22 protein-coding genes are annotated in these 25,058 nt (G+C 29.9%); 7 read left to right on the top strand and 15 right to left on the bottom strand.

Annotated features, from left to right (window positions below; genetic code table 11):
- Positions 1-7: 7 nt before the first annotated feature.
- The 3 genes from queC to larC are packed head-to-tail and all read right to left on the bottom strand — an operon-like array spanning position 8 to position 2,420.
- A complete protein-coding gene (queC, locus tag ACA135_RS01185) occupies positions 8-709 on the bottom strand; it encodes a 7-cyano-7-deazaguanine synthase QueC (RefSeq protein WP_409198493.1) in 702 nt (233 codons plus the stop codon).
- 15 nt (positions 710-724) lie between these two features.
- On the bottom strand, positions 725-1,186 hold the full coding sequence (locus ACA135_RS01180) for a GNAT family N-acetyltransferase (RefSeq protein ID WP_409198492.1): 462 nt from the start codon (positions 1,184-1,186) through the stop codon (positions 725-727).
- 1 nt (position 1,187) lies between these two features.
- Positions 1,188-2,420 (bottom strand): nickel pincer cofactor biosynthesis protein LarC, encoded by a 1,233-nt coding sequence (gene larC / locus ACA135_RS01175; RefSeq protein WP_409198491.1) that lies wholly within the window; start codon positions 2,418-2,420, stop codon positions 1,188-1,190.
- A 229-nt stretch (positions 2,421-2,649) separates the two neighbouring features.
- Here larC and ACA135_RS01170 point away from each other — a divergent pair, with 229 nt between their 5' ends.
- The 3 genes from ACA135_RS01170 to ACA135_RS01160 are packed head-to-tail and all read left to right on the top strand — an operon-like array spanning position 2,650 to position 5,238.
- Positions 2,650-3,807 carry a phosphatidylglycerophosphatase A gene (locus ACA135_RS01170; RefSeq protein WP_409198490.1) on the top strand — a complete coding sequence of 386 codons (1,158 nt, stop codon included), beginning with the start codon at positions 2,650-2,652 and terminating at the stop codon, positions 3,805-3,807.
- A gap of 36 nt (positions 3,808-3,843) precedes the next feature.
- Positions 3,844-4,644, top strand: coding sequence for an adenosylcobinamide-GDP ribazoletransferase (gene cobS / locus ACA135_RS01165; protein WP_409198489.1), 801 nt, complete (start codon positions 3,844-3,846; stop codon positions 4,642-4,644).
- Positions 4,645-4,677: 33 nt separating this feature from the next.
- Positions 4,678-5,238 (top strand): tRNA (cytidine(56)-2'-O)-methyltransferase, encoded by a 561-nt coding sequence (locus tag ACA135_RS01160; RefSeq protein WP_409198488.1) that lies wholly within the window; start codon positions 4,678-4,680, stop codon positions 5,236-5,238.
- A gap of 28 nt (positions 5,239-5,266) precedes the next feature.
- On the opposite strand, the gene ACA135_RS01155 is transcribed toward ACA135_RS01160, so the two are convergent.
- From ACA135_RS01155 to ACA135_RS01120, 8 genes are all read right to left on the bottom strand, one after another.
- Positions 5,267-6,382: a DUF763 domain-containing protein gene (locus ACA135_RS01155; RefSeq protein WP_409198487.1), complete on the bottom strand. Its 1,116-nt coding sequence runs from the start codon at positions 6,380-6,382 to the stop codon at positions 5,267-5,269.
- A gap of 64 nt (positions 6,383-6,446) precedes the next feature.
- Positions 6,447-6,947 carry a fumarate hydratase C-terminal domain-containing protein gene (locus ACA135_RS01150; RefSeq protein ID WP_409198486.1) on the bottom strand — a complete coding sequence of 167 codons (501 nt, stop codon included), beginning with the start codon at positions 6,945-6,947 and terminating at the stop codon, positions 6,447-6,449.
- A gap of 321 nt (positions 6,948-7,268) precedes the next feature.
- Positions 7,269-7,691 carry an ATP-binding protein gene (locus tag ACA135_RS01145; protein ID WP_409199059.1) on the bottom strand — a complete coding sequence of 141 codons (423 nt, stop codon included), beginning with the start codon at positions 7,689-7,691 and terminating at the stop codon, positions 7,269-7,271.
- A 308-nt stretch (positions 7,692-7,999) separates the two neighbouring features.
- Positions 8,000-9,166 (bottom strand): tyrosine decarboxylase MfnA, encoded by a 1,167-nt coding sequence (gene mfnA, locus ACA135_RS01140; protein ID WP_409198485.1) that lies wholly within the window; start codon positions 9,164-9,166, stop codon positions 8,000-8,002.
- Positions 9,167-9,363: 197 nt separating this feature from the next.
- Entirely contained in the window at positions 9,364-11,640 is a 2,277-nt protein-coding gene (gene ppsA / locus ACA135_RS01135) for a phosphoenolpyruvate synthase (RefSeq protein WP_409198484.1), read from the bottom strand.
- 273 nt (positions 11,641-11,913) lie between these two features.
- Positions 11,914-12,396, bottom strand: coding sequence for a 50S ribosomal protein L16 (rplJ, locus tag ACA135_RS01130; RefSeq protein ID WP_409198483.1), 483 nt, complete (start codon positions 12,394-12,396; stop codon positions 11,914-11,916).
- 418 nt (positions 12,397-12,814) lie between these two features.
- On the bottom strand, positions 12,815-13,762 hold the full coding sequence (locus ACA135_RS01125; RefSeq protein ID WP_409198482.1) for an ARPP-1 family domain-containing protein: 948 nt from the start codon (positions 13,760-13,762) through the stop codon (positions 12,815-12,817).
- Between the two features lie 30 nt (positions 13,763-13,792).
- Positions 13,793-14,149 carry an HIRAN domain-containing protein gene (locus tag ACA135_RS01120; RefSeq protein WP_409198481.1) on the bottom strand — a complete coding sequence of 119 codons (357 nt, stop codon included), beginning with the start codon at positions 14,147-14,149 and terminating at the stop codon, positions 13,793-13,795.
- Positions 14,150-14,351: 202 nt separating this feature from the next.
- Between ACA135_RS01120 and ACA135_RS01115 the strand changes: the two genes are divergently transcribed.
- Together ACA135_RS01115 and serS are read left to right on the top strand one after the other, a co-directional pair.
- Positions 14,352-14,624 (top strand): KEOPS complex subunit Pcc1, encoded by a 273-nt coding sequence (locus ACA135_RS01115; protein WP_409198480.1) that lies wholly within the window; start codon positions 14,352-14,354, stop codon positions 14,622-14,624.
- On the top strand, positions 14,609-16,177 hold the full coding sequence (gene serS / locus ACA135_RS01110) for a serine--tRNA ligase (protein ID WP_409198479.1): 1,569 nt from the start codon (positions 14,609-14,611) through the stop codon (positions 16,175-16,177). The genes ACA135_RS01115 and serS overlap by 16 nt, the downstream gene beginning before the upstream one ends.
- A gap of 69 nt (positions 16,178-16,246) precedes the next feature.
- On the opposite strand, the gene ACA135_RS01105 is transcribed toward serS, so the two are convergent.
- Positions 16,247-16,450: a hypothetical protein gene (locus tag ACA135_RS01105; RefSeq protein ID WP_409198478.1), complete on the bottom strand. Its 204-nt coding sequence runs from the start codon at positions 16,448-16,450 to the stop codon at positions 16,247-16,249.
- Between the two features lie 372 nt (positions 16,451-16,822).
- On the opposite strand from ACA135_RS01105, the gene ACA135_RS01100 reads away from it, so the two are divergent.
- Entirely contained in the window at positions 16,823-18,247 is a 1,425-nt protein-coding gene (locus tag ACA135_RS01100; RefSeq protein WP_409198477.1) for a hypothetical protein, read from the top strand.
- Positions 18,248-18,341: 94 nt separating this feature from the next.
- Here ACA135_RS01100 and ACA135_RS01095 read toward each other — a convergent pair whose 3' ends face one another.
- Both ACA135_RS01095 and ACA135_RS01090 read right to left on the bottom strand, forming a co-directional pair.
- Complete coding sequence (locus tag ACA135_RS01095; protein ID WP_409198476.1) at positions 18,342-19,091, bottom strand: peptidylprolyl isomerase; 750 nt, start codon at positions 19,089-19,091, stop codon at positions 18,342-18,344.
- Positions 19,082-20,212: a nucleotidyltransferase family protein gene (locus ACA135_RS01090; RefSeq protein WP_409198475.1), complete on the bottom strand. Its 1,131-nt coding sequence runs from the start codon at positions 20,210-20,212 to the stop codon at positions 19,082-19,084. Before ACA135_RS01090 ends, ACA135_RS01095 begins: the two co-directional genes overlap by 10 nt.
- An 86-nt stretch (positions 20,213-20,298) precedes the next feature.
- Here ACA135_RS01090 and pyrC point away from each other — a divergent pair, with 86 nt between their 5' ends.
- Entirely contained in the window at positions 20,299-21,618 is a 1,320-nt protein-coding gene (gene pyrC, locus ACA135_RS01085; RefSeq protein WP_409198474.1) for a dihydroorotase, read from the top strand.
- Between the two features lie 329 nt (positions 21,619-21,947).
- On the opposite strand, the gene ACA135_RS01080 is transcribed toward pyrC, so the two are convergent.
- Positions 21,948-24,998: a beta strand repeat-containing protein gene (locus ACA135_RS01080; protein WP_409198473.1), complete on the bottom strand. Its 3,051-nt coding sequence runs from the start codon at positions 24,996-24,998 to the stop codon at positions 21,948-21,950.
- Between the last annotated feature and the right edge of the window lie 60 nt (positions 24,999-25,058).

Here is a 25,058-nt window from a genome sequence, read left to right as displayed (position 1 = left end):
ATGTTTTTTATTGTTCATAATCTGTTGGGTCACTTATTTGTGCTTCTTTGAAAGCTCTTTTACGTCGCATGCAAGATTCACAGACTCCACAATGTTTGTTATTTCCTTTATAACATGAGTAGCTTAAGTTCATTGGAGCATTATATTTTTGTCCCAATTGAACTATTTCTTTTTTACTTAAATCTATTGCTGGTGCTTTTACTGTGATGTTTTGAGGTGATCCTTCTTTTAGCATTTGATTATATTTTTCTAGGAATTCTTTGGAGTTATCTGGGAATGTTGCTGCTTCTTCCTTATCCCATCCGACAATAATTATTTCAGCATGTTCTGCTTCTGCAAAGCTTGTTGCTATACTTGTGAATACTATGTTTCTACCTGGTACCCATACTTTATCTGCTGTACTGGTACATGTTTTTGTATCATCTAATTTGTTGTTTTCGATTTCTGGTATTGGTTTATCTGTGGTTAATGCTGAGTTACTTATTTGACCTAACCATTTTAAATCCATTACAGTGTGTTTGATATTTAGGGCTTCGCATATTTCTTTAGAAACTTGTATTTCTTTTTTTGCTGCTTTTTGACCATAATCGAATGTTATTGCATGTATATCGTATTCTTTTGCATAGAATGCTGTGGCTACTGCTGAATCTAAGCCTCCTGATAATACTGCTATTGCTTTTTTATGGTTTAAGTTTTCTTTTTTAATCATATGTTTTTTATCTTCCTATCTTATTAAGTCTTTTTTAAGTATTTCATAGTATAAAATTTTTTCATTATTTATATTAAATTCTATATTTTCTATTGTATAATATCCTCGTTTAATGTAAAAATTTATACTTGGACTAGTTGAATCTATTAGGATGTAATCATATTTTTCACTTATTTTATCTTCGAAGAAAGTCATTATTGCTGAACCGTAACCGTTTCCTTCAAATGATGGTAGTACGTATAATCTTTTTACATTGTTTTCTCGTATGGTTGCTGTTGCAAAGCTTATTCCATGGTATTGGAATACGTACACGTTTTTGTTTTGAATATCTTTTATTATGTTTTCTTTTGAGTGTAGGTTTAGGAAATATTCTATATTTTCTTCAGATAAATATTTCGGATAGATTTCAGTTATAGTGTTTTCAACTATACTAGTTATTATTTCTGCATCTTCTATTGTTGCTATTTTGATTTCCATATTAATTTAAGCCTTTTTTTATATTTTCTTTTAAGTGTTTATTTATTGTGATGTTTGCTTGTTCTATTACATCTTTTAGGGGATAACCTGTTTTAAGTGCTATTTTTTTCATATCCTCAAATTCGGGACGATTAGATATTATTTTATTATCTATATATGCTATTTTATAAGTTACTTCATATTTTGTGTCGTTTATTTTGATTGGGATTTTTTTAAATTCTCTTTTAGCTATTCCTCTATGTGTCATTGGTGTTACTCTTATTCCAAGTGATCCTGTTTCTGCAAATATTATTTTTAATAAATGTTCTGTGTTTTCTTCTTTGGATATTACTTTTAGTATTTGTCCTGGTCGATTTTTTTTCATAATCACAGGGATTATGATTACATCATTTGCTCCTTCTTTTATTAATTTATCAAAGAGGTATCCTAATTGTTCACCGTTTAAGTGATCTATATTGGTTTCTATTACATTTATTTTTTGTAGAGGTATTTGGTTTTCTCCTTGTATTATTCTTAATACATTAGGGTAGTTGAATTCTTTCTTACCTGCCCCGTAACCTATTATTTGGGGTTTTAAACTTGGTTGGAATTGTTTGAATTCATCACAGAAGGTTACATATAATGCTGCACCTGTTGGTGTTGCTAGTTCTGTGTCTACGGGTCCTCCTTTTATTGTGATTCCTTTTAAAATATTTAGTGTTGCAGGTACTGGTACGGGTATTCTTCCATGTGAAGATTTGATATTTCCTCCACCTACACTTACTGGTAATCCTATGACTTGTGTTTTATCTAATCCTAATTTGTAGTATCCATAGACTGAGCCTATTATGTCTGCTACTGCATCACATGCTCCTACTTCATGGAAATGTATTTCTTGAAGTGATTGACCATGGACTGCAGATTCTGCTTCTGCTATTTTTTGGAAAACTTTTTTACTTAATTCAAAAATTTTAGAATCATAATCTGAGTTTTGTGATATGGTGTCTAATTTTTTTATTAAATCTGTGTAATGAATGTGCGGATTTTCATCTTCAGGTATTTCTACCTTACAATATGTGGATTGTATGCCTTTTTTGTTGATTTTATTTAAATGTATGGTGGCTTTTCCGAATTCGTTAGCTACTTTCTCCATTATTGTTTTCATTTCATTTGGATTTACTCCCATATCTACGAATGCTCCAACTATCATGTTTCCTGCAATTCCGCTTTGTTGTGGGTCGATTATAACTACCATGAAGTTTTCATTCTCCTATATAAAAAATAAATTATATTTTTTTTTAAATTTTTATTTTTAAATATTAATATTTATTATGTTGAAAATGATATATATTAATATGATTTATTATTTTTAAATCTTAATAATTTTATTTTTTTCTTGATTATACATATTTGGAAAAAAGAATTCTCTTTTAATTATTTTGATAATGAAAAATAAAAAAATTTTTTTATAGGGGCTATTTATAGTGAATGATACAAGTGAAAAGAACCATTTAAGTAATGTTAAAGTTTCAAATACGGATAATCATATTTGTATTAATAATCCAGATTATTTTTTAACTTTTAGTGATTTAGAAATAAGTGATGGTATTGATATAGTTGAAAATATTATTATTTTAAAGGATGATGTGAAAAATAATGAAAACTTGGATATTGAGGGTTTAATTGGATTAACTGAAGATTATAAGGAAACAAATAATATTTCTGGTAGTTATATTTCAACATTTTCTAATGATTTAGAATATTTCACTAATACTTATGATGATTATGGTATATTGAATATTATAAGTAATGATGTTAGTGTTGAAGATTTCACTGATAAATTGAAAGTTGCAAATAGTCCTAAAGGTTTTAAGGATGCACGTATTGATCTTGGTGAAGTTATTTTGATTAATAAGAGTTTAAGTCCTAAACTTTTAATTAACATTTATAAGACTTGTATTAAAGCTAAAACTAAGTTTTTCCAAGGTTTGAATTTACCAGTTCATATTAATAATATTATAAATCAGAATGATTTCTTGGTTATTGCATCTAACCTTCCAAGTCAGGATTATGATGAGGAGTATATGGATAGTGGTGTTGATATTACTCAAGCTGAATATGATGATGAATCTTTAGATATTCCTAAGTTTTTAAAGGATTTAGAGGAATCTGTTATTATTAACTGTGAGGATAGTGTTAAACGTATGGGTTTAGATTTCGGTATTCTTGATTATCTTGTTTCTGAAGGTATACAGATTAGTGATTTAGTTGATGCTGGTTTTGAACTTTGTGTTGGTGTTGATGTTACTAGTGATTTGAAGAATCGGTTAGAAGAAGAAATCCTTAAGAGTTTAACTGATATTAATGTGATTGCTTTGTTAATGGCTGCAATCAGAACAGAACAGGATTTTGAGAATAATCGTTTACGTGAAGTGGATATCTCAGATGATCCTGCATATTTATATACTGATGAAGTTTTAGGTTTAGCTATTAGTAATCAGATTGCTGGCACAAAGGCTACCTTTAATTTTAAACGTTATGATGAAAAGAAACCGGGGATTATTTTTGGTTTAGGTCCAATGTTAGATGATATCTTTGCTGGATTAATTGCAGGTTGTATGAGTAAAATTTTTGAAGAATAAAGAAAAAGTAGAACAAAGGTGGGAGTGAATTTTTTTATGAGTCGTGTTGACAAAAATAGGGATGATTATTTTAATAGACAAGAATTTTCAATGTGGAGAAGTATTCTTGGATTATTTACTTTTTCAACTATAGTACCATTGAATGTTCGAACAACAATTGATGAAATGGCTAAAATGACATGGTTTTGGCCTGTTATTAATGCTTTTGTAGGATTATTAGGTGTTATTATATTATTTGTTTTGAATAATGTTTTAAACTTACCTTACTTTTTAAGTGCTGTTATTATTTATGGATTTTTCATATTAATTAATGGTTGTCATCATTTAGATGGTTTGCTTGATTTTAGTGATGGTGTGATGTTTCAGGGAACTAGTAAAGATAAAATCCGTGTAATGCGTGATTCTTTAATTGGTACTGGTGCTATATCCTCATTATTTTTAACAGGACTTATTACTATTACTTGTTATTTCACATTTATTAGTCATGGTCTTATTTGGATTGTTCTTATAAGTGAAATGTGTGCTAAACTTGGATTATTAACTACTTGTTTAACAAGCACACCTTATGTTAATGGTACTGGTAAAAGTTTTATACAATACACAAATAAAACTAACTACCTTGTAAGTGTTATTATTTGTTTAATTATTGCATTTGTTATTAATACAAAATTAGGAGTATTTGGAGTTATTGGTGGTATACTTGGTGGAGCATTAACTAGTCTTGTTTGTAAACGTCATATGAAATTTGCAACAGGTGATGTTTTAGGTGCAAGTAATGAAATAGGACGTATGTTTTCACTTTTAATGATGATAATACCATACGTACTCATAGTATAAAAAAAGAAAGATTATTTTGGAGGTTTGATATTTTTGAAGATTAATGTTTTAAGATTAGATCATAGATTAAAAAGAGATACACGTATCACAACACATGTATGTTTAACAAGTAGAGCTTTTGGTGCAAGTAAAGTTTGGTTAAGTGGAGAACAAGATCATAGATTAATGGATAATGTTCGAGATATTGTAAACCGTTGGGGTGGAGACTTTGAAGTTGCCTATGAAAAAAATTTCATGAAAGTTATCACTGATTGGAGAGATAATGGTGGGAAAATCGTTCACTTAACAATGTATGGTTCACAAGCACAAGATGTAGTAAGTGAAGTTAGAGATTCCAATAAGGATATTTTAATAGTTGTAGGTGGAGCTAAAGTCCCAACTAAGGTTTATGAAAATAGTGACTGGAATGTTAGTGTTACAACACAACCTCACAGTGAAGTTGCAGCATTAGCAGTATTTCAACATATGTTAATGGATGGTGAAGAATTTAATATTGAATTTGAAGAACCAGTCTTTGAAGTTATTCCAGAAGCTCATGGAAAACATGTAAATATTCATGATGAAAACAAGAAAAGTCATGGAATAGACCATTAAAATATAATTTAAATACTAATTTTATTTTTTAGGTGATAAAATCATCTAATCTTTTTATTGCTTTTATTCTCTCATCTTTATTTATATGGGATTCTTCTATTGCTTGTCTCATTGTATTAATTGAATTATCATATACTTCACGATTTACAGGATAAGGGAAACCATCTTTACCTCCATGTGTGAAACTATATTTCACAGGATCTTCCCAACTTGCAGGTTCACCATATACTAAATCACTTATTAATGCTAATGCTCTTATCTTTTTCGGACCAATACCATGTAAAAGGAGTAATTCCTCATAATTTTCAGGTTGTATTTCCCATGCTTCTTTAAGTACTTCAAATTCTTTATCTGATAAATCCATATCAAGTACTGGATGATGTGCCGGCATGGTGAAACTGGTTGTGGATTTGAAATCTGAGAGTAAAGTTTGTGCTTGATCTTTTCTTTTAAAATATTTACGTAAGTGTTCTGGATTATCATTTATTAAATCTATGCTAATTTGTTGTGTGTTTTGACTTTCTGTTGCAACCATATTTAGTGCTTGTGCTTCTTTTTCATCACAGGATATTCCAGTATGTGGGTTTTCTAACATATCATCTATTGTGTTACTCATCCAATGGTATCTTCTTGCATACTTATTTTTTGTATTCATTCCTTGTTGGACTACTGCCCATTCACCTTTTTCTGTTATGAAGAAATTATGTTGATATAGGGTGAATCCGTCTTGTATGCAACTATTATCTATTTTAGCAGATAATTTACTATTGTTCACCATTTCATCAATTTTATTTGTGGAAATATTGAAAAGATCTCCTGCATGAATTATGCCTTGTGGTGTTTTACGAGACTTAGCACCTTTTCCACCGGAAATGTAGATTCCATGTTTTTCTGGTTTAATTGCTCTTTTTAAAGCTCCAAGTGTTGTTGTGGTTGTTCCAGAGGAATGCCAATCAAATCCTAATACGCAGGAGAATGTTTGAAACCAGTATGGGTTACTTATACGGTTTAAGTATTCTGTGTGACCGTATTCATCTAGTATTACATCTGTTATTGCTTCGGCTAAATCTATCATTCGGGTGAATAACCAGTGTGGTGGGTGTCCTCCATGTAATGGTAAATTCGCTACCCCTTTTCTTTGCATATTAATATTTTTATAAAATTAGTATTTAAATAATTAGAGAGCATTTGAAAAATAGTGTGTTTATTTAAATGGTTTCACCATTAATACTTGCAACTATACCTGGAATATTTTCCACTTCTAATTGGTATAATGCTTCCATTCCTTCTTCTGGATACATTACACATTTATAAGATTTCACTTTACTTGTAAGTAATGCTGCAACAGGTGGTGTTACTATATAAGCACTTCCCTCTTTTTTTAAACCTTCAACAGTTTCAGGGTGTAGGGATCCTTTACCTATATGTAATTTCACACCAGCCCCTGATAAGGGTATTATGCTTGATTCTATTTCTGTTTTATTACTAGTGGTTGGTGCAATTCCCGCACTACTAAAAGCTGTATGCATAATCACAGCCCCTTCAAGGTTTACTTTAATTTCATCTTTTTTATTATTTTCTAATAATTTTACAAGTTTTGGCAGTACTGCATCTCTTCCTGTAAGCATTGTTCCTGTAATATTTACCTTATCACCAATTTTAAGATTTTTAATAGTTTCATTTTTGACTGGTGTTGTGATTTCTTTCATATTATTATTTTATATTTTTGAAATAGTTTAATATTTTTCTTTTTTAGATTAATGGGAAAATTAAACAAATATTTATTATTTATAATTTATAATTAAAAACCAACTAAATTATTAGATTATTTATTAAAGAAATTTTTTTAAAAAAATATATTTTTGACACATCATATCAATGTGCAAAAAAATTAAAAAAATAAAAAACTACAAAAATAAAAGAAAACAAACCAAATAAAAATAACACTAACAACAAAAAACACTAAAATAAACACACCCCCAAACAATAAAACAAAAGAGCAAGACATGTGCAAAAAAAATAGTTATGTATTAAAATGGTAAAAAATAAAATTTATTACCTCTTTTAACTTTCCTAATTAAACCATTCTCAATTAGATAATTTAAATCTCTAGAAGCAGTAAATCTAGAAACATTAAACATCTCCGCATATTCTTTAATAGTAAATCCTTTCCCCTTATCTAATTCAATTAATGCTGATTCTTGTCTTGAATTTAAATCACACTTTTCTAAAAATTTACTTTTATTAAATTTCCCATTAGGACCATACAGAATTACTTTAAAGAGATTATCATCATTAGAAAATTTAGGTTTAGGTAAACCAAACTTAAGCATTTCAGCATTCATTCTTGATATACCTGAACCCATATGTTCCATATATTTAGTTTTAGAAAACAAATCACAAATATTACCATTTCTATGAACTGGAATCTCAGTAATCCCTAAATCGTTTATGGTTAATGGATATTTTGGAATTGTGTGCAGGGTAATACTCAGTATGAGTTAGAAATGATTTAGAGAGTTTACAGATTATGCATACTTTAACTGATAATTTAGCTTGGTTAATGAAAAATGTGGAAAAATAGGGCTTATATCTTCAGTTGGTGTGGTTTTGAAACTTATTTTATTTTAAGATAATGGGGAAAAATATTTTATTTTTTAAAGTATTGAAATTTTACTGTTTTTTAAGGTAAAAAAAGAATTAATATAAATTGTTTAATACTTAATTAAACAAGTAGTTAACAATGTAAGTGTGATAATTTTTAAAGATTATTTTTAATATCCTTAAGGTCACTTAGTAAATCTAGAATATTTTCATGCTTAATGTGTCTCATCACTATGATTCTTACAGCTTCTGGACATTTACTCATAGAAACTCTCCAATCTCTTTTTTCAAGTTCATCAGCTAATTCCTCAGTACTTAACTGTGGATGGTTAAAACCTATAATATTAAGTTTAGGTTCCATAACCAAGTCATAACCTAAATCTTTAAGGCCTTTAGCTAGAAAATTAGTATTATCCATACATTCCTGTGCTAATTTAGCATAACCTTCACGACCAAGATATTTCATTAAAGCAAAAATAGCGGCACTACTAGCTCCCAGTCGGGTTCCAACAATTGTTGATTGTTGTTTATAAGTTAAATATGGAGTATCAACTGCCATTGCATCTAAACATTTATTATCCTTAAATAGTATACAACCTGCAGGTATTGGTGCAAGTCCCATTTTATGTGGATCAATGGTCATGGAATCAACACCTGGTAGGGTGAAATCGAAATCTGGGAAATGGTATCCTAAATCTTTAAGGAATGGTATTACAAATCCTCCAAATGCTGCATCAACATGTAAGTGAATATTTTTATCAGTACTAATATCTGATAATTCTTGGATTGGATCTATTACTCCAAGTTCTGTTGAACCTGCAACTCCCACTATTGCAACAGTATTTTTGTTTATATTGTCTTGTACAAAATCAGTAGAAGTCCGGTATTCTTCATCTAAGGGTGCGTGGATTACTTTTAATCCTAGCATGTCTTGTGCTTTTTTAAATGAGAAATGTGCTGATTCTGGTACGATTATTTCCCCATTTTTTATTCCTTTTTCATTGATTGCAAGATTTCTCGCCCCTCTCATTGCCATGAGATTTGCTTCAGTTCCACCTGTTACAATGTTTCCATAAACTTCTGGGTTTCCAAGAAATGATCCTATTGTTTTTATTGCTTCATCTTCGATATGTTTGGTTCCTTGGAATAAGCCAGCGTCTCCAAGGTTACTGTCTAAAAATTTTATAAAAACTTCTTTAGCAAATGGATGTGCTTGTGTGCACATTGAACCTAATATCCTTCCTGATTCGTATTTATAATCTTGGTTTTGGTATTCTTGTAGTTCTTTTAGGATTTCTGATTTTGCTATTGGTTTTGTATTCATATAAATTCCCTTATTTTTAATTTATTATATATTATTAATTTTTATGGAAATATAATTAAAAAAAAAAGTTTTAAAAATTTGAATAAAAAATTTAATTTAAATATGGTTTATAAATTTTGAAAGAATATTAAAAAAAGAGGGGATTATAATTAAAAGATGAATGTGTTTTTTTTCTTTTTTTATAATCCAATGTTTTTTTATTGTTGTTTTCTTGCAGCGTCAAGTATTAATTTTTGTTCTGCACGTGCTACTGTTTTACGCACTTCTAATATTGCATCAGAGTTTGCAGATACACTTGTAATACCCATTCCAACAAGTTTTTCAACAATGTGAGGTACACTTCCTGCTTGACCACAGATACTGCAAGTTACACCATTTTCAACACATGTTCTGATTGTGCGTTCTACTAATGCCATTACTGCTGGGTGTTCTTCACTATAATTTTTAGCAACAAATTCATTGTTACGGTCTACTGCAAGTGTATATTGGGTTAAATCGTTAGTTCCTAAACTCACGAAGTCTAAGCCAACATCAATAAAGTCTTGTATGAGGATTGCTGCTGCTGGTATTTCTACCATCATTCCAAATTCAATATCTTTGTGTGGGGTTAATCCTACTTCTTCACAGATTTTCTTTGCTTTTCTAAGTTCATCAGGATGTTGTGCAAGTGGAATCATTACTCCAATATTTGTGTATCCTTGATCATGTAACTTTTTAATTGCCTTAAATTCTGCACGAAGTATACCGTCTTGGTCAAGTTCTCTTCTGATTCCTCTCCAACCAAGCATTGGGTTTGGTTCATCAGGTTCGTTTTCTCCACCATCAAGTGTTTTGAATTCATCAGTTGGAGAATCTAATGTACGATACCATACTGGTTTTGGATAGAATACATCCACTACTTTGAGAATGTTTTCAACTAATATGTTTACTAATTCATCTTCTCTGTCTTCTTCTAAGAATTTTACAGGGTGGACTCCAGCAGCTAACATCATGTGCTCTGTACGGAGTAATCCTACTCCATCTGCACCGGTTGCGAATGCTCTTGGTGCAGCTTCAGGCATACTTACATTAGCTTTTACTTGTGTTACGGTTATGATTGGAGCTTCTTGTGCAAGGGTTGCTGGTGTTTCTGTTTTTTCTTCGGCTTGTTTTTGGATTCCTTCATAGATGAATCCTTTTTTACCATCTACAGTTACATCAATGTTTTCTTTAATTGCACTAGTTCCGTCTCCAGTTCCCACTACACATGGTATTCCAAGTTCACGGGAGATGATTGCAGCGTGACAGGTTACTCCTCCTTCATCAGTTACGATTGCATTAGCTCTTTTCATTGCTGGAACCATATCTGGTGTGGTCATTGTTGTAACCATTATGTCTCCGTCTTGGATTTTGTCGAGTTCTTGGATTTTTTTAATTATTTTCACTGTTCCAGAACCTGTACCTGGACTTGCACCTAATCCTTTTTTAATTACTTTCATGTCTTCAACTTCATTAGTTTCAGGCTTTGGAGTGTCATCTCCAAGTGTAGTAATTGGTCTGGATTGTAACATGAATAAATTACCATTTTCCATTGCCCATTCAGTATCTTGTGGTTTTCCGTAATGTGCTTGTATACGTTTTCCCATTGCAACTAAATTAAGTAATTCATCATCTGGTAAGACTCTTAGGTTTTGTTTGTCTTTTGGTACAGTGGTTTCTTTACTGGTTCCTTCATCATCTTTTGTGAACATGTATCTTTTTTCACTGACTTTAACTGATAAGATTTTATCTGTGTCTTTATCTACAGTGTAAGTATCAGGTGTTACTGTTCCAGAAACTACTGCTTCACCTAATCCCCAGGATCCTTCTATTAATGCAATATTTTCCCCTGTAGATGGGTTTACAGTGAACATTACTCCTGCTTTTTCAGAGTTAACCATTTGTTGAACTACAACTGCGATTAATACTCTGGAGTGGTCGAAGTCGTTTTCTTCACGATAAAAGATTGCTCTTGCTTCAAATAAACTTGCCCAACATTTACGAACATATTCAATTACTTGTTCTGTTCCTTTTACATGAAGGAAAGTATCTTGTTGTCCTGCAAATGATGCATCAGGTAAATCTTCTGCTGTTGCAGATGATCTTATTGCTACATCTGCATCATCAACACCTACTCTTTGTGATAGGGCATTGTATGCTTCTATTATAAGAGTGGTTATGTCTTCTGGTATTGGAGTGTCAATGATTATTTGTTTTATTTCTTCTGCAGCTTCTTGAAGTTCTTTAGTTTTGTTAATATCGATTGTGTCAAGTATATCCATTACTGATTGGAATATTCCAGTAGATTCCATGAATTTTTGGTAGGTTTCTGCTGTTATTACAAATCCTGGTGGTACAGGGATGCCTGCTTGAGTTAATTCTCCAAGATTTGCTCCTTTTCCCCCAGCTATTCCAATGTCGTCTTTGCTAATATTTTCAAATCTTTCAACATACATTTTTTCAAATTTCCTCTAATATTTTTTTTAACAATATTTTTAAAAATATAATATAAATTTTCCATAAAAATTTTTTTTAAATAGAATTTAATGATTAATCCTTTATTTTATTTAGATTTTATCGAATTTTTTTTGAGGGTTAATTTTTTTTTTGGAATTAACTTTTAAATCTTTTTTTTATTAATCAAATATTAACATTAATTATTTTTTTTTGTTTTTATAATAAAAAAAGGAAAAAATTTATAGAAAAAATTTTCTTTCTTTTTATTATATTTATTTAATTAATTCTGCGCCTTTATCTACAGTGATTTTACATGCAACTGGAAGTTTCATTGATGCACGTTTAAGTGCGAGTTTTGCATCGTTAAAGTTTTTAGGATTAATATCAATAGTGATAACTTTTTGATTTTTACTGCATAAAGCTTCTACACTAACTGCTTTTCCGAATGCGTTTCTCATACCACTTTGTACACGATCTGCTCCAGCTCCTGTAGCCATAGGATTAATACGTACAATATTGTGTGGGTAAGTTCTGATTTTCAAATGGTATCCGAATCTTCCTGCCTTTCTCATCATTAATCTGTTAGAAGCAATTCTTGCAGCTTCTAAAGCATTATGACTAATTCTGATAGGTCTTTTAACTGATAAAGATACAGCTACTGGGAATTCATCTGTTAAGCTTCCCATATCATATTGAACAATTCTTGAATTTGGGGTTTTTCTAATATATTCTTTTCTTGAGTAAGCACGAACCATTAATAGTTCCTCCATAAATAATAAATTTAAAAATTTTTCTATCAAACAATCCAAATTATAAATTATGGTTTGATATATAATAAAAATAAACAAGCCCCTTTAAAACTTAATTTTAAGATTATATATGGGGTTTATTTAAATAAAATTTTAAGATTAAATAAAAATTATTTTTTTTGTATCTAAAATTTAATGTTATTTTATATAATTTAAGATAGAATACGATTATTTATTTTAATCAACATTAATAAATGTTATGTTGAAAAAAGTTCATCATGAAAAAAAATATTTTTATTTATAAAAAAAATGAGTTTAATAAAAATTCATTTACAATAATTTATTTTGTAATTTCTATTATATAATAATATAATTAAGTAGAATAAAAAAAAAATTATAAGTAGAAAAAAAATTTATAATTTATTTAAATTACAAGTGATTTTAATTTATTAAAGAATACTGCATGAATCAATTCATTTTTATAAATTAATGCAGATCCAGTTGAATCAGTATTTTCAAAACGTGAATCCTCCCCACAACCAACTGATTTAAAAGTTTCATACTTAGAAGATGAAATATTATCCCTAAAATCCTCAGCCAAATTATAAACATCCAAATCTTCAGTATTACTAGTTTTACTCTCTTGTAAGGCATCAATTATGTAACTTTTAATTATTCTCTCATGAAACTCTTTATATAAATAATTATTATATAATAATTCTAATCCTTTAACTTCATTGTTTATAAGAATTATACTACCATTCTGCTTATTTGCATATGGGAAACTTTCATAGTATTCATTTAATGTCTCCTCTTTAGAGGAATAAACATCTTTTAAAGCACTAGTCTGAGATTCAATATTTAAATTGTTTTGAGTTTGATTAATCACATCCCAAACAAGGCCTTGATTAGATTTATAAACCCCCTCTTTTTTAAGTGAAACATTAACAGTTTCTGTCCGTGCACCTCTAACATTTGATGAAGCATAATTTGTAGAATCATAAAAATTATTAGTTTGATACTCCCACCTATTAGCTTCAACACAACTTACAGGTATTAATTTTCCAACATGTGGTGGGATTAAAAGACTAGTATTTGCAATACGATCCTGTTTAGCACCAATAAGTACTTCACCTTCAAGAATAAGTAAAGGTGTTACTGCATTATTCATCACTTTTATCGTATCAACAATTCCATTTGGGTTTTCTTCATTTAACTCCACTAAACCCATACGTAAACCTTTCTTAAGAGTGAGAAAATCAAAATCATTAAGATTACTAGTTTCAAACCCTAAAACTGATACATTTTCATAGTTTTGCACTGGTAAAAATTCAATACTACTTAAACTATCTTTTATTGCATTAACACTCATAAAAAAAAATCCTCCCCCGTACTGATTTTTTTAAATTTTATTCACATCTGAATTTTCATCAGATTTTTCCTGTTCTAATTCATCATGAGATAATACTTGAGCAATTATAGAATCCTTAAATATAAATCGGACTTTAGCATAATCTGGATTCATGATTTTATCATAAATCCTACCTGCACTCATTGCTCCTTTAGCTACAGTTTTAGGACTATTTGCAACAAATCCTACTTGACCAGCATAACGCATTAGAACTTTAATAGCTTCACCATCATGAAGATTTTCCGGATCCTTTACTAATTTTAAAATACTACCTATTTGGAAAGGTTTCACTCCATGAAAAAAACTAGTACCATTAACTGTTATAAACATTTCACTAAAATCAACCATTTTAAAAGCACTCCCCCTTAATTATTAATTTTATTATACATTTACTAATATATTAAAATTTTCATCCATAAAAAAAATATTTTCTTTGTGAATTATAAATATATACTTGAATACATAAAATTAATAAGTAGAATATAAAATGAATTTATTTTATATTTTTTTTATATTAAATAGTTGAAAAAAAATAAAGGATTTTTTTACTGTGAAGATTAAAGCAGATATAAAAATAGAATATAAGAAAAGTGAAGATGCAGAAATATCTTATCAATCGTTAAAAGTAGATGATGATGAAGGTTACTGTAAATCAACTATTACAGATAATATTATAAATTATAAAATTACGAGTGAAAATTTAGGCAGTTTCTTAAGCACCAGTGATGATTTAATAGCATCCGAGATACTTGTTGAGAAAATACTTGAAAAATCACAACCGAATACAGAAAAAAATTTTAAGGGAGAATGTGGAAGAAAATGAAATTCACACTCAAAGGAGAAATTACCTTTAGTAAAGATGCAACAGAAGCTAAAGAAGATATTCAAAGCTTCATAGATGATGCGAATAAAGAATTATTACTCCGTGGTTTAGGAAATGAAACCCTAGAAGCAGGAGCACAAATTACTGATTGGAATATTACTGGTGATAAATTAAACTTAACCATTAAATCTGGTCATAAAATACGTGCACATGACGGATTATTACGTTTAAAAAATCCATTAAGTAAAATTGTTGGTAAAAAATATCATTTAGGTGTACGTGACATGCACATAGACACCTATGAAATAAGCATACCTACTGATGAGTATAGTTTTAATAAGGATGCAGCTTTAAAATTCGAACAAATAGAAAATATCCAGGAAGAAGATAATTTTGTATGTTTCACAATTAAAGATATTAATGAATCTGAAATTAAAAAACAAACTATTAATCGTATTATAAAACAGGTAGCTACTAAAGAAGAGTTAACTGATGAAAATGGTGAACAATTAGATTTAACCTACAAGATGAACAGTACTCCAGGTGAAATCGTTTACAGAAGTGATAAATTCGAATTACACCCTGTAGATGATGTGACCGAAGAAGCATTAAAACTTGGATGGGTTAAACAATTCCCTGGAAAAGGACAATGGTTTTATGGACCAAAAATGACCGCGCTTGAGAGAGCAATAGAAAGCATCCTCGTGGAAAAAGTATTAGATAAACTTGACTTCCAAGAATGCTTATTCCCAAAACTCATACCATTCGAAGTATTAGATAAAATGAAATACTTAGAAGGCCTACCTGAAGGAATGTACTATGTAAGCGCACCAAAAAGAGACCCTGAAGCATTTGATAAATTCAAACAAGAATTAATCATTAACCATGAAATACCAATAGACCTCCTAAAAGATGGCTTAAAAGATCCAGGATATGTTAATGCTGCAGCACAATGCGAACCATTCTACGAATTCCTCTCACACGAAGTAGTTGATGAAAAAGACTTACCAATAAAATGTTTCGATAAAAGTGGATGGACCTACAGATGGGAAGGTGGAGGTGCAAAAGGCCTAGACCGTGTACATGAATTCCAACGAGTAGAAGCAGTATGGTGCGGAACCCCAGAACAAGTAGATAAAGTACGAGATGCTACACTCCTCTTATCCCAAGACTTAGCAAGTGAATTAGAACTTGAATGGTACACAGAAGTTGGAGATGATCCATTCTACCTTGAAGGACGAAAAGTTGAAAACCGTGGAATAGAATTCCCAGACGTGCCAAAATATGAAATGAGACTAGTAGTACCAAACCGTGACAAAGGAGTTGCAGTAGTAAGTGCAAACAATCATGGAACACACTTCGTAGAAGGATTCAGTATACAAGAAGCACACCAACACAACATCTGGACAGGTTGTACAGGTTTCGGATTAACACGTTGGTTATTCGGTTTCCTTGCACAAAAAGGATTCGATAAAGAAAACTGGCCAAAAATGGTGCTTGACCGCTTAAAAGATGCAAAAACACCTAAAGTTTTAACCTGGCCAAAACAATAAAAAGGAAACTTAAATGTAAGGATGAAACTTTTCTTTTAATCCTTACTAAAAAATTTTTTTTTAAATAATTTAAAATAGTTCTTCTAAATCATGAAGAATTATAGATTTTTGTTTTTCTATTTTTTTAATTTTATTAATATACTCTAGTTTAATTTCTTCTTGAGTATGATTATTTATCAAATCATTTTTAACTAGATTTTCATTATGATTTAAAGAATTTTTATACGGTTTTATATGTGAAATATTTTTAGGTTTTTTTAAACATTTTTTCATTTTTAAAATTCCCCCATATTTAATATTTTATATAAATTATGATAATAATTTTTTTTGGTTTTTATTTCAGAAAGTTTTTCGAAGAAATTTTAAAAAACTAGGATTATTAATTATTTCTTATTTTAGTATTAATTTTAGGGAGTAATGGGTAATATAAAACAAACTTTAATAAAGAGTTTTGTTAAAGATATATAACATTAATAAGATTATATTATTAGTTATTTATAATTAAATATTAAAAAAAATTTTTTTAAACCCCCCTCATTTTATTTTAAAAAAAATAAATAATAAATTAAATAGTTATTGGAAGGGATAAAACATTAATTTTTCTCAGGGAAAAAAATAAATGGTTTGTTGGAGTGTTAGATTTAAATGAATTGTGAGAATCATCCAGATAGAGAAGCAGTGGCTAATTGTGCAGTTTGTGGTAAAGCAATATGTGAAGAGTGCCTTATAAAAATTGCTGGAAATACTTATTGTAAAGATTGTATTAATGAATTGGTTACTGAAAGTATAGTTGAAAAAGCTATGGGGAATAAGAATCCGGAACCTAGTATTGGTACTGGTGAAGTTGAAAGAAAACCTGCAAGTCAAAGTGAGATTAGTACTGGTGAAGTTGAACCTGAATTAGAGGATGAAGCAGCTGAAGATGGGGATTATGACTTTGAAAACCAATTTGAAGAAGAAAATGAAGAGGTTAGTGTTTCTAATGGTGCGGGTAAGCATAAGTTCCGTTCTGCAGCTAAGATTTCAAGTATGCTTGAAGAGAAAGGTTTAACTGAGGAGTCTGCTTCATATTTAAATGAAGAAAAAGAGGAAGCAGTGAGTGATGATGTTTATAAGGTACCTGAGCCTGGAATGAAGGAGCCTGCAGTTTTTGAGGAAAGTGAAGTTGTAAGTGAGGGTGATGGTCCGGATGAAGAGTTAGAAGCTAAGTATGAGAAGTATTTAGAAGATCTTTATTATGATGAACCTGATAAAAGTGAAGAAAGTATTAGTGAGGAAGTTAAATCTGATAAACCTTTATCTCTTCAAGATCAATTAGCTATGGATGAAGCTGAAAATGGTCCTTTAACACGTAAACCTTTTATTAAAAAAGAGGAACCAGAAGAAGATGAAGATGATGAGGAAGAGGTAGAGGTAGCGGAAACTGTTACTAGTAGTATTGAGGATAGTTTTAATGATGGGACTTATACTAGTAGTTTAAGTGAAAGTGATGATGAGGATGTTATTGTTCCTGTTCACATGCAAAATAATAATGATAGTGATGATGGTTTAAGTTATGAGGAGATTCGTGAACGTATTCTTGAAGAGGAAGGTCATTTAAATAGTGAACCTGATACTGGTCGTGTTCAAAGTGCTTATGCTAATCAGCAATCTGAATATGAGGATGAGATGCGTGAAGCTGATGCTTTTAATACTAGTAGTAGTACTGGTGGTTATGATAAGGGATTATTCCATCATAGTGGTGAAGTTTTAAACAATTTACCTGAAGATGAGGTTGAGCCTCAACAGTATTATGAGGATGAAGCGGATTATTATGTTCATAATGAGGAATTAAATAGTAATGTTCGAAGTATCCATAATCACCATGAAAATAGTGATGATGGTGAGGATGAGGGTAAGTTTAGTGTTGGTGAAATTATTTTAACTATTATTTTAATTGTTTTAATTCTTATAGTGGTTAGTTATGTGATTTACTTATTTACTTTAAGTGGGGATTATCCTACATATATTGATGCTGTTAGTGTATTGTTTAGTGATCCTTTACAACTTATTGGTAATATTTTTAATTAAAATCCTTTCTTTTATTTTTTATTTTTTTTATAAGTGAAATGTTAACAATTGTTAATATTTTGGGGTTAAAAAAAATTAAAAAAAGTGAAAGGAATTATTCTTCACTTTCAGTATTTTCCTCGGTTTCTTCAGATTCTTCTTCTGCTCTTTTTTCGAATTCATCAACAAATTGAACCTTATCATAAGGCATGTTTTCATATAAATCTTTACTAATTCGGTATCTAGCAAAGGTTATATCCATATAACTTTTTTGATCGAAATGAGTGATTTCATCTAACTTGATTTTAATAGTGTCTTCGTCAAATTCAACTTCAGTCTTGTCAAGATCCATATTAGGGTAAGCATAGTGAAGATTAATCATACTTTTAACTTTTTCAGTATCATCATCAATAACTTCAGAGATGGTTAAATCATAATCTAAAGTTTTACCTGCAAGTTCATGGTTGAAATCTACTTTAACTCTTCCACCATTTACAGTTAAGATTTTACCAGTTTGTCCTTCAGCTGTGATTTTCATTCCAGGGTATGGTGTCATACCTTGTTTTTTAAATTCTTTCATTGGGATGAGTTGAACTAAACTACTGTCACGATGACCGAAACCATTTTCAGGGTCAACTGTTACTTTCTTATTATCCCCTACTTCCATACCAAGCACTGCTTCATCTATTGCTGGGAGTAAATGTTTTCCACCAACAACTATTGGTATTGGTCCATAATTTTTTTCTTTATTATATATTCCTGCTTCTTCAGCTACATCTTGATTAGTAGTATCAAATACATCACCGGTTTCTTCTACTTTTCCAGTGAATTCTATTTTAACAAAGTCACCATTTTCTATTGCCATAATTTAATTCTCCTATTATCGTTAATTATTTTATTTTTAAAATCTTCTAAAACGTGTTCATTTTTATAATTTAGTACACGTATGTTAAAAGGATAAGTTTCAATATAATTAGATATTATATCATTATTTACTTTTGTCTCAAGTATACTTAAAACCCTATGTTTATAATGAGTACTAAAACCATAAGGAATAATATTTAAAACTTCATCTAGACTTGTGAAAGGTTCTTCTTCCCTGTTAAATATAATATTTTTAGTTAATTCTGGTGTGAAAAAGTTTAATTTAGATAATTCCCCATAAGATAAAGTGTTAACATTTTTAAGGATTTCTTCTGTGTTTCTTATATTATGTAATGGTGCATGATTATTTTCTATTTCACGTTTTAAAATTCTTAAAGTCTCACTTGGTACCATGTCTTTAATGGAATCTAATTCGTTACTTACTATGGCTTCCCGTATTCGTGTACCACTAACACCTTCAATACGTGGAACAAATATGAATTTATCCTTAAAATCAAATCCAATCTTATTCAAACTTTTACTAAATGAACAAATAACATAATTATCCTCAGCTAACTTACCCTTAAAAACAGTCTCATGTAATGTTTTATCAACTATTTTATAAGGTTTAGGAACAACTGCATGACCCATACTTATACGCTTAAGAATATCCGAAAATTCTGGTGAAGGATTATAACCCCTTGGAATATAGTCAGTGTTTAGGGCTTGAAACATTTTACATAAACAGAGACTGTATTGACCAGAACCCATAATACCCATAGGTGGACCTTCAACTACAATATCCGCACCAACATCCACTGCAATCTCAGCTCTAACCTCCCTGGGTAAAATGTAGGGTAGGCCTCGTCCACTACGCTCAAAAATTCCAGGTACAACTGCAACAAACAAACCATCAGGAACATGTTCTTTTGCAGTTTTCATACAATGATAATGACCATTATGTAAAGGTGAATACTCAGTAAAATCAGCAACTAAAGGAACACCACCACTAGAAGGTGTTTTGTTTTTCACTAAATTCCGGTTTTGAGAATCATTGTAATCTTTTTTAAAAATCTTCTTATCACGTTTTAAAATATTTTCCACATAAACTTCACTTACCATAATATTAATTATTTATAAATCTTATAAATAATAAAATTAATTACACTATAATAGAAATTTATTGTGGGGAGGATTGGATTTATTTTATGTTATTTGATACAGTACTCAGAAATGTGAAAATAGTAAACATGAAAGGTGAATATAATATAGGAATAAATGAGGGAAAGATAAGTAAAATAAGTAAAACAGGTTTAAATGGGGAAAACGTAATAAGCCCAGGAGAAGGTGAAGTGGTGCTTCCAGGTTTAATAGATCCTCATGTACACTTCCGTGACCCAGGTTTAACTTATAAGGAAGATTTTTATACTGGTAGTATGAGTGCTGCAAATGGAGGATTCACTACTGTAATTGATATGCCCAATACTAAACCCATAACTAATACTTATAAAAATTTTCATGAAAAAATAAAAATAGGGGAAAAGAAAAGTATAGTGAACTTCGGTTTAAACTCTGGATTTAATACATATACTGAAATGTGTAATATAGCAAAATTGAAACCTGCTAGTTTTAAAATATTCATGGACCTCGAAACAGATTCTAGTCTAAATGAAAAGTTTAAGGATTTACAAAGATTAAACACTGAACTAGGTACTAGTTTTTTAGTTTCTTGTCACTGTGAAAACCGTTTTATAGTACATGAAAATACTTACTATCAAAAAAGTAAACTAGAAAATCAGAGTATTGATTATAGTTATGCTCGACCCTCTGAGGCAGAAATTGTAAGTATAAAACAAGCCCTAGATTTAATTAGAAAGTATGATTTAAAAGCACACATCTGTCATTTGAGTACAGTTAAAGGATTAAAGGAAGTATTAAAAAGTCCGTGTGATGTAAGTTATGAGTTTACACCACACCACATATATCTAGATAACAGTTACTTTAATAGTTTAGGAAATATGGTAAAAACCAACCCACCACTACGTAACGTTAATGATAAAATTGGATTAAAAAACATTACCCATGAGTGTATGATAGGAACAGATCACGCACCCCACACATTAAATGAAAAAAGTTTAGGTGTGTGGGATAGTAAACCAGGAATTAGTAACCTCGAATGTGTAGTGCCATTACTTTTAACTGAGGTAAATAAGGGTAGCTTAAGTTTAGGATTACTAGCTAAGATAATGAGTGAAAATCCTGCAAAAAGATTCCACCTTGAAAATAAGGGAGAAATACGTGAAGGATACGATGCAGATTTAACTATAGTAAATCTTAAAGAAAGTGGAGTAATAGATCCTAGGGAATTTTATAGTAAAGCTAAATATTCACCATTTAAAAATTGGAGTTATACTGGTAAACCTGTAATGACAATTGTTAATGGGGGGATAATTATGGAAAAAGGTGAAATACTGAAAGAAGATATAGATGGGAAGGGTGAAAAAATTAGTAAATACGTGCATAGTTAAGTAAACCTTAGTAAAGCCTTAATTATTTTTATAGTTAAGGTTTTAAATAATATTTTAATTAAATGTTTTTTTAATTATTTTAATAGTTTCTTTTTTTTAAAATTTAGTATAAGATTTTTTTATTCCTATTTTGAATAAATTAATGTGTGAGTGTGTAAACATGTACACATTAAAATATTTTATAAATAAAATTTCACCTGTAAAAGTTTTAGGAATTTAAAAAAATGAAAAATAGGATTTTAAGAAAAAGGGGAAAAATTCCCCTTTTAACTTAAAATTTTTTTTATATAAAATTTTGTTTATTTTGTGTTTAAAACATTTACTAAACTTTAAGCGGTTACAGTAATACTACCAGTTTGATTATTGGAAGGTTGGTAAGTACTGTCCCCTTCAAAGTAACATTTGAAGGTGTAATCACCAGCGAATAATTCAATAGGTAATTGTACTTCTCCAGCAGAGTCAGTAGTTCTCCAGTAAAGTTTACTTTGACCAGCAGCATTAGATAATATCATACCTATCTTTTGACCAATAATAGGAGTACCATCAGTAGTTTTTAAAGTTCCAGTGAAGTTTAAAGCTTGACCATAAGTTTCAGTAAAATTACTGAAAGATAATACGGTAGCAGTACGGTTATCTACAGGTTCGGTTCCGTTAGTAACGGTAATAGTACCGTTTGCAGGACCACTAGGTAAATAAGTAGTTGTATTATCTGCAGTTGTGAAACCACCATAACTTGCACTAGCTGTGTAAGATCCAACGAATAAATTAATTTGTAATTGGTATTCTCCATTAGTATCAGTAGTTACCCAATAAATTTTACTAGCACCAGTAGTTGGGTTAGTAAGATTAAGAGCAATATGTTGACCAACAATAGGGTTACCATTAGCATCAGTTAATTTACCAGTTAAGTTTAAACCTTCACCATAAGCTTCAGTGAAATTACTATTAATAGTTAAATTAGTAGTAATATTACCAGTAGGAGTAGGTGCAGTACCGTTTACAGTTACAGTAATGTTTTTAGTATTATTTTTAGATAAACCAGTAGTGGAATTATACATTATATTAGCAGTGTAAACACCATTAGCATAATTAGCAAATGAAACATTGAAAGTACCATCAGCATTTAAAACACCGAAAGCAAGAGCAAGAGGTTCATTATCTTTATCTAATAAAATAACAGTAACAAGTCCTTCAGTAGCATTAGTCACACTACCTTTAATAATAATATTAGTATTATTAGTAGTAGTAAGATTATCAGCTATAATATCAGTAGGTAATTGAACAGTATTAATAGTTACCTTAACTTGTTCACTAGTAAAATTATTTTTGATTTGGAAAGTTAAAATGTTTGCTCCATTAGTTAAACCAGTTAAGGTTTTAGCATCAACAATAACTTTACCTTCAACCATGTTTACAGTACCAGCAAGTTTATCACCGATGTAATAATTTACTTTACCAGTGTAATTTACAAGATCTTTAGTACTATTAGTTAAGTTAAGAGTGAAAGTTTTATTAACACTATTAATAGTTACTCCATTAATAATGGAAGCATTAGTGTTAAGATTACCAATATTTTTACCAACAACAGTTAATTTTGTAGTAGCATTAAATGGTAAGTAAGTATCATCACCAGCATAAACTATTGTAACTGTATAATCATCAGATTGAAGAGCTAATTTACCGAAATCAATACTAGCTTTTCCATCTTTAATATCAACATTACCTAAAGATTTATTGCCAAGGAATACTTCAACAGTAGTATTCATAACTTTATCAGAAGTAATGTTTAAGTAAGTATCATTACCAGTAGTACCGAAATCATATGTTAAATCTTCATTAGTAATAGTAATAGTATTAAGTTTTTTAACAACAATATTTACTGTAGTGTTACTAGGAAGATAATTATCAGCAGCAAAATTAATTACAACATAATAACTACCATCAGCTAAAGCAGTGATTTCGCTAGCTTTAATAGTAGCAGTACCTAGAGCAGCACCAGTTCCTTCAGTAACAGTTACACTTTTTATTGGTGTACCGTCTGCTTTATAGAGAACAGCAGTCCAAGAACCATCAATGTTAGTTACACCAGTAGTAGAGTTAGAAACTAATTTAATGAAAGTATCATCAGTCTTAGCTAAAGCATCACCAGTAGTGTAAATAGTATCATTACCTTTAATATTAGTAGCAACCTTATTAACAGTTAAAAGATTAACATCAGAAGCATTAATATCATAATTAGTTTGAGTACCAGATACAGTAATATAGTAAACACCAGCAGGTAAAGTATTTGAAGTTTCACCAGTGTAAACAGTATTATCTGTAGAAGGATTTAAAGTAACAGTAACATTATCACCAGTTGCTTGGTTAATTAAAGTAGCAGTTAAAGTACCTGCAACATTCATTAATTTACCATTAGCATCTACAATAGTAGCGTTAATAGTAATAACATCACCAAAGTTAATATTAGTATCATTTAATACAACATTAACTTTACCATTCTTATTAGTAACATTTAATGTAGCACCAATAGTAGTAGCACCAGTACTATTAAAAGCTAAAGTATAATTTTCAGTAGTTGTAGCAGCTAAAGGACTATTACCTGCTGCATTCCAAAATGTAGTATTAAACTTAAATTCACCATTAGCACCAGTATAAACAGTAACATTATTCTTTTCAGCTAAACTGTTTCCAGTGATTGTTAATAAAACAGCTTGATTAACTACAGGAGTACCATCAGGATTATTTAAAGTTCCACTATAAGTCCAATCATCACCATAACTAATAGTACTAGTATTCTTATCAAGATTCATAGTAGCAGTAGTAGCAGTGAAAGGAACATATTTTACAATAACAGTTTTAACATCTGCATAGTTTGTACCATCACTTGCAACAGCATTTACTGGTATTGTTACTTGTAAATAGTAAGTAGTACCATTAGTTAAAGCTGTGCTAGAGAATGTATAATCTGCTGAAAAAGTACCATTTTCATTTAATGTTAAATTATTAGATGAAGTACCTGTTAAAGTAGTAGAAATAGTATCTCCAGTTCCATCAGCTTTTGTATAAATTTTAGTTCCATCAACATTAACATTTGAACCTTCACCAGTAAGAGCAGAATCTCCAAGGGTATCATTTACAGGAGTGTTATTATCAATACTAGAAGTAGTACCAACAGTTGTATTGGTTTTAACATCACCAGTAATATGAACAGTACCTGCACCAGTATAATCTACAGAAGCTGAAGCATTATCAGTGACAATATTAACATTATCACCAGTTAAATCACCAGCATCAGCAGCAGATACAGCACCAAGTGCTCCAATCATTACAACTGCAAGAACTAAAAATAATGATAAAACTTTAATGTTTTTTGAAAACATTTTATTTTTCACCTCAAAATTTTTGAGTTATTATAGTATCAAAAAAAATTTAATTTTTTT

This window comes from Methanobrevibacter acididurans, assembly GCF_046197875.1.
Lineage (GTDB): Archaea > Methanobacteriota > Methanobacteria > Methanobacteriales > Methanobacteriaceae > Methanobrevibacter_A > Methanobrevibacter_A acididurans.
The sequence above is the reverse complement of the archived record's forward strand: the minus strand, read 5'-3'. Positions and strand labels throughout refer to the sequence as shown.

Bases quoted from the DNA above. Each gene is read 5' to 3' on its own strand.
- queC (WP_409198493.1), bottom strand. From the start codon at position 709: ATGATTAAAAAAGAAAACTTAAACCATAAAAAAGCAATAGCAGTATTA.
- ACA135_RS01180 (WP_409198492.1), bottom strand. From the start codon at position 1,186: ATGGAAATCAAAATAGCAACAATAGAAGATGCAGAAATAATAACTAGT.
- larC (WP_409198491.1), bottom strand. From the start codon at position 2,420: ATGGTAGTTATAATCGACCCACAACAAAGCGGAATTGCAGGAAACATG.
- cobS (WP_409198489.1), top strand. From the start codon at position 3,844: ATGAGTCGTGTTGACAAAAATAGGGATGATTATTTTAATAGACAAGAA.
- ACA135_RS01155 (WP_409198487.1), bottom strand. From the start codon at position 6,382: ATGCAAAGAAAAGGGGTAGCGAATTTACCATTACATGGAGGACACCCA.
- ACA135_RS01150 (WP_409198486.1), bottom strand. From the start codon at position 6,947: ATGAAAGAAATCACAACACCAGTCAAAAATGAAACTATTAAAAATCTT.
- mfnA (WP_409198485.1), bottom strand. From the start codon at position 9,166: ATGAATACAAAACCAATAGCAAAATCAGAAATCCTAAAAGAACTACAA.
- ppsA (WP_409198484.1), bottom strand. From the start codon at position 11,640: ATGTATGTTGAAAGATTTGAAAATATTAGCAAAGACGACATTGGAATA.
- rplJ (WP_409198483.1), bottom strand. From the start codon at position 12,396: ATGGTTCGTGCTTACTCAAGAAAAGAATATATTAGAAAAACCCCAAAT.
- ACA135_RS01125 (WP_409198482.1), bottom strand. From the start codon at position 13,762: ATGAGTGTTAATGCAATAAAAGATAGTTTAAGTAGTATTGAATTTTTA.
- ACA135_RS01120 (WP_409198481.1), bottom strand. From the start codon at position 14,149: ATGGTTGATTTTAGTGAAATGTTTATAACAGTTAATGGTACTAGTTTT.
- serS (WP_409198479.1), top strand. From the start codon at position 14,609: ATGTGGAAGAAAATGAAATTCACACTCAAAGGAGAAATTACCTTTAGT.
- ACA135_RS01105 (WP_409198478.1), bottom strand. From the start codon at position 16,450: ATGAAAAAATGTTTAAAAAAACCTAAAAATATTTCACATATAAAACCG.
- ACA135_RS01100 (WP_409198477.1), top strand. From the start codon at position 16,823: ATGAATTGTGAGAATCATCCAGATAGAGAAGCAGTGGCTAATTGTGCA.
- ACA135_RS01095 (WP_409198476.1), bottom strand. From the start codon at position 19,091: ATGGCAATAGAAAATGGTGACTTTGTTAAAATAGAATTCACTGGAAAA.
- ACA135_RS01090 (WP_409198475.1), bottom strand. From the start codon at position 20,212: ATGGTAAGTGAAGTTTATGTGGAAAATATTTTAAAACGTGATAAGAAG.
- pyrC (WP_409198474.1), top strand. From the start codon at position 20,299: ATGTTATTTGATACAGTACTCAGAAATGTGAAAATAGTAAACATGAAA.
- ACA135_RS01080 (WP_409198473.1), bottom strand. From the start codon at position 24,998: ATGTTTTCAAAAAACATTAAAGTTTTATCATTATTTTTAGTTCTTGCA.